General features: G+C 55.5%; 17 protein-coding genes and 1 pseudogene. 7 read left to right on the forward strand and 11 right to left on the reverse strand.

Annotated features, from left to right (window positions below; genetic code table 11):
* Window positions 1-42: 42 nt before the first annotated feature.
* The 5 genes and pseudogenes from IPM21_02435 to IPM21_02455 all read left to right on the forward strand — a co-directional run bounded on the left by IPM21_02435 (window position 43) and on the right by IPM21_02455 (window position 3,471).
* A complete protein-coding gene (locus IPM21_02435; GenBank protein MBK9162772.1) occupies window positions 43-1,242 on the forward strand; it encodes a DUF5615 family PIN-like protein in 1,200 nt (399 codons plus the stop codon).
* 65 nt (window positions 1,243-1,307) lie between these two features.
* Window positions 1,308-2,051: pseudogene (locus IPM21_02440) on the forward strand (pyridoxine 5'-phosphate synthase).
* A gap of 28 nt (window positions 2,052-2,079) precedes the next feature.
* A complete protein-coding gene (locus tag IPM21_02445) occupies window positions 2,080-2,289 on the forward strand; it encodes a hypothetical protein (GenBank protein ID MBK9162773.1) in 210 nt (69 codons plus the stop codon).
* Window positions 2,286-2,552 carry a type II toxin-antitoxin system RelE/ParE family toxin gene (locus tag IPM21_02450; protein ID MBK9162774.1) on the forward strand — a complete coding sequence of 89 codons (267 nt, stop codon included), beginning with the start codon at window positions 2,286-2,288 and terminating at the stop codon, window positions 2,550-2,552. The genes IPM21_02445 and IPM21_02450 overlap by 4 nt, the downstream gene beginning before the upstream one ends.
* 241 nt (window positions 2,553-2,793) lie before the next feature.
* Window positions 2,794-3,471: an energy transducer TonB gene (locus IPM21_02455; GenBank protein ID MBK9162775.1), complete on the forward strand. Its 678-nt coding sequence runs from the start codon at window positions 2,794-2,796 to the stop codon at window positions 3,469-3,471.
* A 90-nt stretch (window positions 3,472-3,561) separates the two neighbouring features.
* Here IPM21_02455 and uvrA read toward each other — a convergent pair whose 3' ends face one another.
* Both uvrA and IPM21_02465 read right to left on the reverse strand, forming a co-directional pair.
* Window positions 3,562-5,589 (reverse strand): excinuclease ABC subunit UvrA, encoded by a 2,028-nt coding sequence (gene uvrA / locus IPM21_02460; GenBank protein MBK9162776.1) that lies wholly within the window; start codon window positions 5,587-5,589, stop codon window positions 3,562-3,564.
* Entirely contained in the window at window positions 5,495-6,475 is a 981-nt protein-coding gene (locus IPM21_02465) for a hypothetical protein (GenBank protein ID MBK9162777.1), read from the reverse strand. Before IPM21_02465 ends, uvrA begins: the two co-directional genes overlap by 95 nt.
* 124 nt (window positions 6,476-6,599) lie before the next feature.
* Here IPM21_02465 and IPM21_02470 point away from each other — a divergent pair, with 124 nt between their 5' ends.
* Entirely contained in the window at window positions 6,600-6,866 is a 267-nt protein-coding gene (locus IPM21_02470; GenBank protein ID MBK9162778.1) for a type II toxin-antitoxin system ParD family antitoxin, read from the forward strand.
* On the forward strand, window positions 6,863-7,159 hold the full coding sequence (locus tag IPM21_02475) for a type II toxin-antitoxin system RelE/ParE family toxin (protein MBK9162779.1): 297 nt from the start codon (window positions 6,863-6,865) through the stop codon (window positions 7,157-7,159). The genes IPM21_02470 and IPM21_02475 overlap by 4 nt, the downstream gene beginning before the upstream one ends.
* Here the strand turns inward: IPM21_02475 and IPM21_02480 are convergent.
* The 9 genes from IPM21_02480 to IPM21_02520 form a co-directional block, all read right to left on the reverse strand.
* A complete protein-coding gene (locus IPM21_02480) occupies window positions 7,156-8,088 on the reverse strand; it encodes a putative sulfate exporter family transporter (GenBank protein ID MBK9162780.1) in 933 nt (310 codons plus the stop codon). The two genes, IPM21_02475 and IPM21_02480, sit on opposite strands and share 4 nt — an antisense overlap.
* A gap of 75 nt (window positions 8,089-8,163) precedes the next feature.
* Window positions 8,164-8,904 carry a 2,3-diphosphoglycerate-dependent phosphoglycerate mutase gene (gpmA, locus tag IPM21_02485; GenBank protein MBK9162781.1) on the reverse strand — a complete coding sequence of 247 codons (741 nt, stop codon included), beginning with the start codon at window positions 8,902-8,904 and terminating at the stop codon, window positions 8,164-8,166.
* A 97-nt stretch (window positions 8,905-9,001) separates the two neighbouring features.
* On the reverse strand, window positions 9,002-9,487 hold the full coding sequence (locus IPM21_02490) for a hypothetical protein (GenBank protein ID MBK9162782.1): 486 nt from the start codon (window positions 9,485-9,487) through the stop codon (window positions 9,002-9,004).
* Complete coding sequence (locus IPM21_02495) at window positions 9,426-10,262, reverse strand: hypothetical protein (protein MBK9162783.1); 837 nt, start codon at window positions 10,260-10,262, stop codon at window positions 9,426-9,428. The genes IPM21_02490 and IPM21_02495 overlap by 62 nt, the downstream gene beginning before the upstream one ends.
* Before the next feature lie 3 nt (window positions 10,263-10,265).
* Window positions 10,266-10,715, reverse strand: coding sequence for a DUF1572 family protein (locus IPM21_02500; protein MBK9162784.1), 450 nt, complete (start codon window positions 10,713-10,715; stop codon window positions 10,266-10,268).
* A gap of 7 nt (window positions 10,716-10,722) precedes the next feature.
* Window positions 10,723-11,589, reverse strand: coding sequence for an acetyl-CoA carboxylase carboxyltransferase subunit beta (locus IPM21_02505; protein MBK9162785.1), 867 nt, complete (start codon window positions 11,587-11,589; stop codon window positions 10,723-10,725).
* 117 nt (window positions 11,590-11,706) lie between these two features.
* Window positions 11,707-12,471: an inositol monophosphatase gene (locus IPM21_02510; GenBank protein MBK9162786.1), complete on the reverse strand. Its 765-nt coding sequence runs from the start codon at window positions 12,469-12,471 to the stop codon at window positions 11,707-11,709.
* Between the two features lie 17 nt (window positions 12,472-12,488).
* Window positions 12,489-12,821 (reverse strand): hypothetical protein, encoded by a 333-nt coding sequence (locus IPM21_02515; protein ID MBK9162787.1) that lies wholly within the window; start codon window positions 12,819-12,821, stop codon window positions 12,489-12,491.
* A gap of 132 nt (window positions 12,822-12,953) precedes the next feature.
* The gene (locus IPM21_02520; GenBank protein ID MBK9162788.1) at window positions 12,954-13,805 is read right to left on the reverse strand and encodes an esterase family protein; all 852 of its coding nucleotides are present in this window, start codon (window positions 13,803-13,805) and stop codon (window positions 12,954-12,956) included.
* Window positions 13,806-13,844 lie beyond the last annotated feature (39 nt).

Consider the following 13,844-nt stretch of genomic DNA (forward strand, 5'->3'; position numbering starts at 1 on the left):
AGTTTACAAACTGTTAATCTGTGGGTACTATTTGAGCTTTTTATGGGCATTGAGGTCTCGATCGTAATACCGGCGTACAACGAAGAAGAGCGGCTCGGAGCGACCGTCCGCGAGGTCTTGAGGTACATTGCCTCGACCGGCCGCTCGGCCGAGGTGATAGTAGTCGATGACGGCTCTTCAGACGACACTGCAAAGGTCGCGGAAGATGCGTTCGGCGAACTGCCCGAAGTTCCCGGCCGCGTAATCCGTTATGAAAAGAACCGCGGGAAAGGCTACGCGGTCAAGACCGGCCTGCTTGCCGCTGAGGGTCGGATCGCACTTTTCTCGGACGCCGATCTTTCCACGCCGATCGAGGAAATGCCTAAGCTCATCGATCCGATCAAGGCCGGCGAATTTGACGTTACCTTCGGCTCGCGGGCACTCGACCGTTCGCTGATCGGCACCCATCAACCCTGGCGTCGCGAGCAGGGCGGCAAGGTCTTCAATCTCGTCGTCCGCGTAATGACCGGGATGCCCTTCTGGGACACACAGTGCGGATTCAAGGCGTTCGACCTCGATAAATTTCGTCCGCTGCTCGACGTGATGCAGATCGAACGCTTCGGCTTTGACGTCGAGTTTCTCTACGTCGCACGTCTCCGCGGCCTCCGGTTAAAGGAAGGCTGTCCCGCGCGCGTTTGCGAGGTCCGCCAGTGCCGAATGGAATCTATGAAAATAGGCCCTCGAGCGTATAATAGATATGAACTGGGAAACGCATTACCTCGGGGGTCGGAAAAGGGCCGGCACAGGGACCTGCGGGGGTTGAGTTCATACTTGACCGATTTGCCGAGGGTTGGACCGAGAAGGATATTTTGGACAACTATCCGCGGATCGGAACATCGACGACTGCAGTCCCCAGCAATGATCGCATTTTTAGCCGATGAGCATATTCCGTTCGCGACGATCCGAGCACTCAGGGACGCCGGTTTCACCGTAGTTTCGGTAAGCGAAGAATATGCCGCATACAAAGATATTGAGCTTCTTCGGATAGCCAACGAGAGAAATTTGGTCGTCATTACCAATGACAGCGATTTCGGGGCCTTCTTGGAAAGATTGAGTTGTGGGGTCTTGCTTTGGCGAATGGCCTCTTCCGGACGTCGGACTTTCGTACGTTCAGTGTCATTTCCCGAACAAAGTTCCGACAGCGACCTTTGTAACGTTAGTTCTCCCAGGAACTTGGTTGCAATCTTAATTGCGGGCGAATGATTTCACTCGTCTGCTTTGAATTCCCTCTGTGACCACTGTGCTCTCTGTGATAAATTCTATCTATAATGACCGCACGCCTTAACGTAAACATCGACCACGTCGCCACGATCCGCGAGGCCCGCAAGACCATCGAGCCGAGCATCATAACCGCCGCCGTCATCTGCGAACAGGCCGGTGCCAACGGCATTACGGTCCACCTCCGCGGCGACCGCCGGCACATACAGGACCGCGATATTGAGCTGCTCCGCGACGTCGTCACGACCTACCTTAATGTCGAGATGGCCGCGACCGACGAGATGCTTGCCATCGCCGAACGCACTCGGCCGGACGCCGTCTCGCTTGTACCCGAAAAAGCCGAACGAGGTGACGACCGAAGGCGGGCTCGACGTTATCGGCAACTTTGACGTGATCAAGAACGCCGTCGAGCGGCTAAAGGCGGCGGGCGTTTTTGTTAGTATTTTCATTGACCCGGCCGCCGACCAGATCGAGGCAGCAAAGAACGCCGGGGCACAGCAGGTCGAACTCTGCACCGGCGAATATGCCGAACTTACCCTCGGCTCGCGGGCTATGCATGGCGAGGTGAACGCCGAGCCGCCGCCGAGGTCGAACGCATCCGCAACGCCGCCGTCCACGCCCGCTCGCTAGGCCTCATCGTCGCCGCCGGCCACGGCCTAACCTATCGCAACATCGCCGCCCTCGCCGCCATCCCCGAGATCACCGAATTCAACATCGGCCACAACATCATCTCCCGCTCCGTCTTCGTCGGCCTCAGCGAAGCCGTCCGAGAAATGATCACCGCTCTTCGTTAGTATGATAATATTTTGACGAGGTTAGCGTATGGCAACTGCTCTCGAAAATGATGATCAGCTCAAGGATGCTTTCAAGGCCGCGATAGTTGAGGTCCTGCAAGAGCGAAAAGACCTTATCCGCGACATCATCGAAGATATCATCGAAGATGCCGCCCTTGTGCGAGGCATCGAGCAAGGTTTAGCTTCACCAAGCGTCACTCGCGAACAGATATTTGAGATTCTGGAGCCCGCGAATTGAAGGTCGAATTCCGCGACAGTTTTTTGAAGGACCTTCGCTCCATTGAAGATAAGAAGCTTCTTTCGAAGGTACGCATCGCGATCGAAGAACTTGAGGCAGCAGAAGGAATTCTCGAACTAAGAAACGTGAAAAAGCTTCGCAGGGGTAGGAACTTTTATCGTATTCGCCTAGGCGACCACCGAATCGGATTCGCCGTCGAGGAAGAGTCGATCGTTCTAGTCCGCATCCTGAACCGCAAGGAGATCTATCGATTTTTCCCCTAACCGCACCGTCTTTTGCCCTCAAAGTAGTGACTGATGTCAGGAAACTAGAAGGTATAGGGAACACTTTCGTTGAATCGGTGTCTAAATGTTTGTGAACAGATTTCTGCATCTTTTGCTCGGCATTTCGTTCGTATTGGTCGGCCTGGGCGATCTCAATAGGGTTTCAGGACAACCTGAGAATCGACCGGTCGATTGCCCGTCAGGCTCAAAATTACAAAAACCGAAAAATGGAAACAGCATTGTGTCTTTCGGAGTTCTGAATGCCCGAGCCATCGAATTGGTCAAGCCCGATTATCCGGCCGCAGGAAAGGCCATGAATGTTAGCGGCAAAGTGACGATCGGTATCGTTATCGATCCCTGCGGACGCGTTCACGAAGCAAAAACGGTATCCGGACATCCGTTTCTCGTAAGCAGTTCGGTCATTGCCGCACTTCGATCAAGTTTCTCGCCCGTAACGCTCAGTGGAAAACCGATCTGGGTTCAAGGAATAATCGTTTACAATTTTCAGCCACTGAGGGCCAACTGGCTTCAGATCGGTTTCATGTCCGATTCGGCGAAAATGCTGGACTCATATCTGCCGGCAGGCTTTGAAAGGGCACGAACCGAACTCGGGGATATGGAGGGGGAAAATGCTTTCCTGAGCGTGAACCCTATAGTGATCGAACTGATCCGCAACAAGCTCTCAGCCGATCAAAGAAGCCTTTGGCTTTTTGATACCGGTAGAGCACTAAAGGAACTCTCACGCGATAATTCGCTTTCACACAGAAACCGATTGCTCGAACTGATAGGAAGCTCTCCATACGATATCTCACCGCCACTCATGAAACTTCTCACACCTTTGGCTGAAACTGCGGATTCGAAAGAGTTCCGCGAAGGACTGAGCAGAATTGAAAACCGCATGTATAACCTCGGCCTATAGCTCGAGCTACTTTGCATTCGCGGCCATCCTAATGCGTAAAATCAAAGGCACCAATCTTTAACGGGCTTGAACCTGTAGCAATCGCGGTCGCTAAAGCACGGCCTTAAGTGCCTGGCCGGTGTGGCTTTTGCGGACACGGGCGACCTCTTCGGGGGTTCCGGTCGCTACGACGCGGCCGCCGCCGGAGCCGCCTTCGGGGCCGAGGTCGATGATGTAGTCGGCGGATTTGATGACGTCGAGGTGGTGCTCAATGACGATCACCGTATTGCCGGTATCGACCAGCTTCTGAAGCACATCGAGCAACTTGTGGACATCGGCAAAGTGCAGCCCGGTCGTGGGTTCGTCGAGGATGTAGATGGTCTTTCCTGTCGCTCGTTTCGATAGTTCCTTGGCGAGCTTTATGCGTTGGGCCTCGCCGCCGGAGAGCGTCGTCGAGGACTGCCCGATCTGGATATAGCCGAGGCCGACATCGATCAGCGTCTCAAGCTTTTGCCTGATCTGCGGGATGTTCTCAAGCAGCGGCAGAGCGTCCTCGATGGTCGTCTCAAGAAGGTCGGCGATCGAAAGCCCCTTGTATTTTACGGCGAGAGTCTCGCGGTTATAGCGGTGTCCGCGGCAAACGTCGCAGGTGACGTAAACATCGGGCAGAAAGTTCATCTCGATCCGCTTCATCCCGTCGCCCTCGCACCCCTCGCACCGGCCACCCTTTACGTTGAACGAAAAACGGCCGACCTTGTAGCCCCGCTGCCGCGATTCGGGCAGCATTGCGTAAAGCTCGCGAATCGGCGTGAAAAGCCCGGTGTAGGTCGCGGGATTTGACCGCGGCGTGCGGCCGATCGGCGATTGGTCGATCTCGATTATCTTGTCAACAAGATCAAGCCCTTCGATCGATCCATGCTCGAGAGGCGTCACATTCGAACCGTAAACGTGGCGATAAAGTGCGGGGTAGAGAATGTCCTCGACCAGCGTCGATTTGCCCGAGCCCGAAACGCCGGTCACCACCGTCAGCAGCCCGAGCGGAAACTCGACGTCGATGTTCTTTAGGTTGTGAGCATTGGCTCCGCGCACCTTGATGCGATTGCCGTTCGGCAGCCGGCGAAACTCGGGGATCTCGATCTTTATCTCGCCCTTTAGGTATTTTGCCGTCAGCGAAGTCCCGGACTTGGCGATCTCCTTCGGCGTGCCCGAGGCAACGACCTCGCCGCCATGCGTGCCCGCCAGCGGCCCGAGGTCAACAACATAGTCGGCGTGCTCGATCGTCTCCTCGTCGTGCTCAACGACGAGCACCGTGTTGCCGAGGTCGCGAAGCTCGCGGAGCGTTTGGAGCAAACGCATGTTGTCCCGCGGATGAAGGCCGATGCTCGGTTCATCGAGCACGTAAAGCACGCCGCGGAGCTGCGATCCGATCTGCGTCGCGAGCCGAATTCGCTGACCTTCCCCGCCCGAAAGCGAGGCCGATGGCCGATTGAGCGTAAGATAGCCGAGCCCGACGGCGTCGAGAAAACGCAGCCGGCTGTTGATCTCTTTCAGCACAAGCCCGGCGATCTTCTCTTCCCTTTCGGTCAGCCGCACCTCGGCAAAACGCTTCAGCGAATCGGCGATCGGGAGTGCCGTATATTCACCGATGCCCATTCCATTTACCCTTACCGCAAGGCTTTCGGGCTGGAGCCTCGCACCGCCGCAGCCGGGGCACGGCACAGGAGCGACGAGCTCGAGCAGGGCCTCGCGAGTCTTTTCGGAAGGCGGCGTTTCAAGCCGCTCCTTCATCGCCGTCAGTGCTCCTTTCCATTCGCTCTCGTACTTATAATCGCCCTGGCGAAAAGTGAGCCGTTTCTTTGTCCCGAAGAGAAAAGCTTTCCGGATCTCGTCCGGCAGCTCGCGAAATGGCGTTTCGATCAGGGCCTTTTGGTCGCTCGTCTCGTCAGGAGCATCGTTCTTTCGGCGCCTCTTTTTGGCCGGGGCCTTGCGGGCCTTTGCGGTAGTCGCTTTCGGCGCTTCGAGCTTGTCGCCTTCAACAAAACGTTCAATGATCGCGAGCAATGCCGAGCGAAGAAACGCCGCACCCGGAGCGGTCCGCTCCGCCGAGAAATTCGATCCGGCCGGCGGCAACGCTTTCATCGGGAACGATCTTATTGACGTCGATCTCCATCACCGTGCCGATGCCCTGGCACCGCTTGCAGGCTCCGTATGCCGAGTTGAACGAGAACGACCGCGGCTCAAGCGTGGCGATATTTATCCCGCAATTCACGCAAGCCATTCGCTCTGAATAAAGCTTCTCTTCGCCGTCGATCACCGAAACCAAAACGCCGCCGTTGGTCAGCTTAAGCGCCGTCTGCACCGATTCCGTCAGCCGCTCGCGGACGCCTTCTTTGATCAGCAGGCGGTCAACGACGACCTCTATCGTATGGTTTCGCCGCTTGTCGAGAACGATCTCCTCATCAAGCTGCCGTATCTCGCCGTCGATCCTCGTCCGCACGTAGCCGTCCTTGTGAAATCGCTCGAGCTCTTTCTTAAATTCGCCCTTGCGGCCCCGGACGACCGGAGCAAGTATCATCACCCGCTCGCCGACGGGCAGGTCGTGAATACCCGCCACGATCTGATCGACCGACTGGCGCGTTATCGGCTCGCCACACTGATGACAATGCGGCTGCCCGATCGAGGAAAAAAGCAGGCGAAGGTAATCGTAGATCTCGGTCACCGTCCCAACGGTCGACCGCGGCGATCGAGAGACGGTCTTCTGTTCGATAGAAATTGCAGGCGAAAGGCCCTCGATCGAGTCAACATCCGGCTTCTCAAGCTGATCCAAAAACTGGCGGGCGTAGGCAGAAAGCGATTCGACATACCGCCGCTGCCCTTCGGCATAAATGGTATCGAAGGCCAACGATGATTTCCCCGAACCCGAAAGCCCGGTTATGACCGTGAGCTTGTCGCGAGGGATGTCAACGTTTATGTTTCGAAGATTGTGCTGGCGTGCCCCGCGAACGGAGATCTGCTTAATGCTCATTACGGTGTAAAACTGCGTGTATAACCGAAACGAGTATGTTAGCAAATTCGATGGGGCCATGCGAACGGTTCACAGCCTTCAAATCGATCACATTTTATGCTATTTTTTAACAAGGATTAATATTATGGCAGTCACCAACCTGAGCATTTCGTTGCCCGACACAATGCGAACATTCATCGAAGAAAAGATCAAACGCGATGGTTACGGGACCATCAGCGAGTATCTCCGCGACCTGATCCGAGCCGATGAACGACGCGAGGCTGAATACTACGACCGCCTGATCGCAGAAGCCTACGCAAGCGGGCCATTTATTGAGCACACGAAACAAGACATCGAAGCGGCTAAGGCTGAAGCGATCAAACGGATCAAACAGCGAAAGAGCGGCAAATGAAGATCTTCCGCTCTTCCCAGACTTACGAAGACATTGTCGAGATCGCCGCCTGGCTCGGTGCCGAGGATGAAGCGATCGCGTCCCGCTTTTTTGATCACTACGAATCAACGTTAACGGCGATCGCTAAAACTCCAAAGATCGGAGCTCCGCGAAGGTCGCTCTCGGGCGTAAATTATCGGCTTTGGTTCGTCAATGGATTCGAGAAAGTATTGATCCTTTACGAAGATCATCCCGATGAGATCCGCATACTGCGAGTGATACATTCCGCCCGCGACTACACGAGGTTCATCTAAATGAAATGAAGCACGGCCCAGAGCACCGCAGCGGCGAGCACGACCCAGAGCACAAGCCCGAGGGCGAAGGGCCGCCAGCCGACACGTTTGAGCATCTCTTTTGAAAGGCTGAGGCCGATTAGAAAAAGCGTGATGGTGAGCCCCGCCTTTGCGAGATTTACCGCCGCATCAAAGAGGCTTGGCTGGACCCAGAGCGGTGCGTAAGTTCGAACCGCAGCGGCTCCGACAAAAAGAAAAATGAACCAAGGAATCGCGACCTTGGTCTTTGAATCCCCATCGCGATAAGCAAATGCCAGAGCGATCGCGAGCGGGGCTATCCAAAGCGCTCGGGCGAGCTTCACGGTGGTCGCGACTGCCAGCGATTCGCTGCCAAAAACCGTCGCCGCCCCGACCACCGAACTCGTATCCTGTATCGCAAGTGCCGCCCACATTCCGAACTGCATTTGTGTCAACCCGATCGCACTTCCGATAAGCGGAAAAGCGAAAAGAGCAACGGCGTTGAGAACAAAAATAGTCCCGAGCGAGACCGACATCTCGTCGTTCTCAGCCTTGATCGCCGGCCCGACCGCGGCGACCGCACTTCCGCCGCAGATCGCCGTCCCGCACGAGATAAGCGTCCGGATCCGCGATGGCAAGGACAAAAACCTCCCGACAAGATAGCCGAGGAGCAAGGTTCCGAAGACCACTGCGACAATGAAAACGATTCCGTTTTTGCCGGCCTGATAGACCGCACCGAGATTCATCCCGAAGCCGAGCATAGCGACCGAGCCCTGCAGAAGATATTTCGCAGGCTTGCCTGAAAGATCGGGGAATGGATTGCCGAGAGTAAGTGCCAGCACGAGCCCGATAGCCAAGGCCACCGCCGGCGACCCGTAAGGCGAGAGCAAAAATAGTACGGCTAAAACGAAAATGAGCTTTGCAGCGGTCATACAAAGCTCACAAGTATAAGTTGATTTACGTGAAAAAGATAATGCGCTTCAGGTCAGAGCCGAACGACTGAATTTCTATTTCGCTTTTCCCTGATTGGCGACGGCCTCTTGTGCGGCCCGGATCGCTTCCTGGTCGCCTAAGTAATAGCTGTTCAACCGCTTCAGGTCGCCATCGAGTTCGTAAACAAGCGGCACGCCGGTCGGGATATTTAGGTTCACGATCTCCTCGTCCGAGATGCCGTCCAGATGCTTTACCAATGCTCGCAGGCTATTGCCGTGTGCCGCAACGATCAGCCGCTTCCCTGCCTTCACCTTTGGACCGATCTCGTTTTCCCAGTAGGGCACAACACGCTCGACGGTGTCCTTCAAACACTCGGCCTTCGGAAAATTCTCGATCCCCGCATAACGAGGATCATTCCCGAGATATCGCTCATCCGATTCGTCCAACTCCGGCGGCGGAACGTCGTAGCTCCTTCGCCAGATCAGCACCTGTTCATCGCCATATTTCGCCGCGGTCTCTGCCTTATCAAGCCCCTGCAAACCGCCGTAGTGCCGCTCATTGAGCAGCCACGACTTCGTCTCCGGGATCCACATCAGGTCCATCTCGCTGAGCACCAGCCAAAGCGTCCTGATCGCCCGCTTCAGCACCGATGTGTATGCCTCATCGAACGTAAACCCCTCGGCCTTTAGCAATTCACCCGCCGCCTTTGCCTCGGCAATTCCCTTCTCGGAAAGATCGACGTCCTTCCAACCGGTAAACCGATTTTCCTTGTTCCACTGGCTCTCGCCGTGACGAATTAGAACTAATTTATGCATTCTCAAATCTTAAGCCGAAAACATTTTTTCTAAAAGCCGTAAGCTTTTAGCCTTAAGCTCTTAGCCCATATCGGAACTCCTGGCTTACAGCTTACGGCTAACGGCTTAGAGCTATTTTTCTAACCTCACCCACAAGATAGAGCGAGCCGGTAACCAAAATTAGCTCTGTCGATCCCGCGGCCGCCAGGGCATCTTCAACCGAGTTCGTTGTGACTATCTTTTCCGCGTCAAAGCCCTCAGGCACGAACTCCAAAAGCTCCTCGCCGGTCATCGCGCGTGAATTTACGGGTTGCGTCAATATCAATCGTTCAGCCCGCGGCCAAAGTATCTCTGCGATCTCGGCAACGTCTTTGCCCCGCATCGCGCCGAAGATCATTGCGAGCGGCCGCTTTTCAACATACGTGAGATAGGCTACCAGCGCTCTAGCTCCGGCTATGTTGTGGGCTCCGTCGAGCAAAACATTGTCGATGTATTCAAGCCGCCCTGGATGGATCGCAGTGTTGAGCCCTTTACGAATATTTTCATCCGTGATCGGAAAATGCTTTTCGCAATATATCCGCCACGAGGATCGCGACTTCGGCATTCGCGACCTGGTGAGCACCGAGAAGGCTCAGGTTACTTGTAAGAGATCGCAGGGGCATCCCAAGTGCGCTTTCGTCAAAAACCACGGCTGTCTCACGCACAAAAACACCTCTACTATGTGCCTCTCCGATCACGCCCTCGAGAACGTTCATCACCGCAGGCGATTGCCGGCCGATCACCACGGCTTCGGTCTGTTGGCGGATTATCGCCGCCTTTTCCGCCGCGATCTGTTCGATCGTATCGCCGAGGTATTCCTGATGGTCGAGGTCGATCTGCGTGATGGCGGCTATCTCTGCATTGGCGGCGGTTGTTGCATCGAGCCTGCCACCGAGACCGGTTTCGAGTATTGCGAGTTCAACCTTAGCCTCAGCAAAAGCAAGCAAAGCGATCGCCGTCACCTGTTCAAAGAACGTCGGACGATACGCAAGCCGTCCATCTGACAAAAGCCGCTCAGAAGTCTCTCGCACATGGGTAGCGAGCCGTGCAAAATCGCCTTCGCTAATATCGGCCCCGTCGATCTTGATCCGTTCGGTTATCGAGACAAGATGCGGTGAAGTGTAGAGCCCTCGCCGAATGTCCGCTTGGCCGCAGATCGAATCAAGAAAAGCGCAGACCGACCCCTTACCGTTCGTCCCCGCGACCTGCACCTTCAAATACTTTTCATGCGGATTTCCAAGCTCAGCCAATAACGTACGGATATTCTCCAGCCCAAGCTTCATCGCCTCGACCTCGTTGCCGAGCGAGTACAGATACTTTTCAGACTCCTGAAAATTCACGTGTTATTTGATTGCCAGTAGGCGACGATGATAATTGATCTGGCCGAGGTGATAATTCAGGTGCGTTGCGAGGTGAACCAGGAAGAACTCGGTCGACATCGGATGGCCGAAGACCTCGATCGGGTACGTTTTCTGAAGGTCCTCGTCGGTGATCTTTGCTAGAACCGCTTTGACGTCGGCTGCGGCCGCATCGACCTCCGCTAATAGCGTCGCCCTCGGGACGAACCTTGAACCAAACTCAGCATCGCGGTCGCGAACATATTCCGTCCCGCCTAGCACGGCCCCGAAAAAATGCCGCAGATTCCCCGCGAGATGCAAGCAAAGATTGCCCGCCGAGTTAGCGATCTCGCCCTCGACCCGCCATAGATCGCCTTCATTCGCGTAGGCCTCGACCTCAGCTTTGAGTTTCGCGAGGTCGCGTTCAAAAATTTCGATCAAGACGTTTTGGAGCATCTTTGGATCAGGCCGCTTTGCGGTCGTGCATCATAAAACCAAGCAGGCGAATGATCGCCGTTCGCATTTCTCTGCGGTCAACTACCAAATCGACCATTCCGTGTTCTAGCAGGAATTCGCTGCGTTGGAAGCCTTTTGGGAGTTTTTGTCGGATCGTTTGTTCGATGACTCGCGGGCCGGCAAAGCCGATGAGCGCTTTTGGTTCGGCGATTATCACGTCGCCGAGCATTGCAAAGCTCGCCGTAACGCCGCCGGTGGTCGGATCTGTCAGCACGGAGATGAACGGCAGTCCGGCTTTGTCGAGCAGCGAAAGAGCCGCCGAGATCTTGCCCATCTGCATCAGCGAGAGCGTGCCTTCCTGCATCCTCGCTCCGCCCGAGGCAGAGAAAATGATGACCGCTCCTTTATTCTCGAGAGCCCGCTCGATCTGCCGCGTGATCTTTTCTCCGACCGCCGAGCCCATCGAGCCGCCAATGAACGACATATCCATCGCCGCTGCGTAAACAAGATGCCCGCCGACCTTTCCGCTGCCTGAAATGATAGCTTCCGGCAGCCCCGAGGACGCCTTGGCCGCCTCGATCCGGTCCTTGTAAGGCTTCGTGTCAACAAACCCGAGCGGGTCGGTCGAGGTGACCTCGTCGTCAACCCGCTCATATTTGCCGTCGTCAAAGAGCGCGTCCAACCGCTCGATCGCCGAGTAACGAAAATGGTGACTGCAATGCGTGCAGACCTGCTGCGACTCGATCAGCTCACGCTTATACAACGGATTTTCGCAATCCGGGCATTTAATAAAGATCCCGGACGTGTTAACCGTCCGCTCTTCCTCGGGCTGTGCAGCGTCGATCTTCGGTTTGTCTCGCCTAAACCAGGCCATAAATTCTCACGATCACGTCAGGCATTCCTAACCGCAATGCTGCGGCATGGGCCTTTCTCTTTTTGGCTAAATAAGCTCTAAAGATTAACACATTCTAAATCCAACCGTATGTGCCGGTCACCTTAGCACAGCTAGCATCTGTTCGTGTATCGTGCCATTGCTCGCCACGATCGGCGGCGCGTAGATGCTGAACGGCGAGCCGTCGTAGTAGCTCACCATGCCGCCGGCCTCTTCTATCAAAAGCTTTCCAGCGGCCACATCCCAGGGATTCAACCCCTCTTCCCAAAACCCGTCGAACCGCCCGCATGCCACGTAAGCAAGGTCGATCGCCGCCGAGCCGTCGCGGCGAACTCCGCGTGACGTCAGCAAAAACTCGGTAAGATGCCGGGCAAATTTCTCGCGATGCTTGATGTCATAGGGAAACCCGGTCACAAGCAAAGCATTCCCAAGCTCGTCCGTCGCCGAAACGCGGATCGGCTTTCCGTTGAGCGTGGCTCCGCGGCCTTTCTCGGCCGTAAAAAGCTCATCTCGGGTCGGGTCGTAGGTCACACCGAGCACGACCTCGCCTTCGTGTTCAAGCGCAATGGTCACGCAAAAGCACGGATAGCCGTGGGCGTAGTTCGTCGTTCCGTCGAGCGGATCGATTATCCATTTGTGCCCGCCGTCAACGCCGGTGACGACCGCATTTCCGGCTTCCTCGGCGAGAATTGCGTGGCGCGGAAAATGCGATTTGATCCGTTCCACGATCAACGCCTCCGAGGCAAGATCGGCCTCGGTCACAAGGTTGATGTCGCCCTTTTTCGTGACGGTTTCGATACGTCCGAACTTCTCAAGCAAAACACGCCCGGCGTCCCGGGCGGTCTCGATGGCAAAATTGAGCATAAAAATTCCTGAACCGCCTAGCGGAAGAATATATCGACGTAGTCCGTCACACCATCGCAGGGATTCTGCATCTGCTGTAGCCGCCAGTATTTTCGCGTGCCCGTGACTCGGAACGTGAACGTTCCTTCGCGAACGCACGGCTCGCCATTGTTGATGTGACTGACCTGCGTCGTGATGGTGCCGTTCATTGTGAACTCGCGGGCCTTGATCGTTTCGATCTCGCCGGTAATGGTAACGAAATCAGTATTGCCGCGGCCCTTCTGCTCGCCTTTGATCGAATAAAGTCCGTTTCGCAGTGTGACGTTTGCCCTTCCGAAATAGTCCCAGCTTATCCACTGCAGCGCGAACATATGCCGACCGACCAGCGAGCTTCCGTGCGGCCGCCCGGTCTTGAACCTCAGTTTTGCGGCTGGGCGATCGCCGCAGATGAACCGAAAAGAACTAAAGCCAATGCCAAAAACGCGATCCTTGATCTCATATTCTTATTTCGTTCCTATAAAATTTTCCGCAACGCGAAGAAACTCGCGAACCTGTTTGTCCCAGTATGGCCAGTTGTGTGCACCCGGAAGCTGCCGATATTCGTGTGGGATCTTTTTCTCCGCAAGCAGGGCAACGAAATCGCGATTGTTCTGAAAAAGAAAATCTTCCGTGCCGCAGTCAACGTAAAGAAAAGGCATCGCCTTCACCTTTTCCGGAGTGCTCTCGCGGACCATCTTGAATATGTCGTTTGCTGCCCGCGTTTCGCTGTCGGCCGGCCCGAAGACCTCGCCGATCGAACGGATCGAGGATGTGCTCCGCCCTTCTCCGCTCAACGAAGCCGCCCCCAGAGCACCGCTAAAGCTGCCCGCCAGAGCGAACATGTCCGGATACTTTAAGCCAAACTTGATCGCACCGTAGCCGCCCATCGAAAGCCCCGCTATCGCCCTGCCGCCGCGTGTGCCGACTGACCGATATCGCTTTTCGACCTCGGGTATCAGCTCCTTAATGATGTAGCTTTCGTATTTCTCCTCGGCCTTGGTGTGGCTGTCCGTGTACCATCCGTTGCCGCCTTCCGGTGTGACGATAATGAATTCGTGCCCTTCGGCATAGGACGGGAGTTTCGTCAGGTCCGTCCAGTTTCTATACCGGCCAGTCAGCCCATGGAGAAGATAAACCACCGGATACTTTTTGTCTTTTTCGGCCGCATAGCTCTTTGGCAGTACCACCCGATACGGCATCTGACGCCCCATCAGCTTGCTTTCAAGCTCATGTTCGGCAACGTTCGCTGCAAGCGGAGCCGGAGCCGGTGACTGAGCCGATGCCGACCCGATCAGAAAAACTAGACATACCGACAATAGCAACAGCCGTTGATGCATTAATTTGACCATGATTCT

The sequence above is a fragment of the Acidobacteriota bacterium genome, from assembly GCA_016716435.1.
GTDB lineage: Bacteria > Acidobacteriota > Blastocatellia > Pyrinomonadales > Pyrinomonadaceae > OLB17.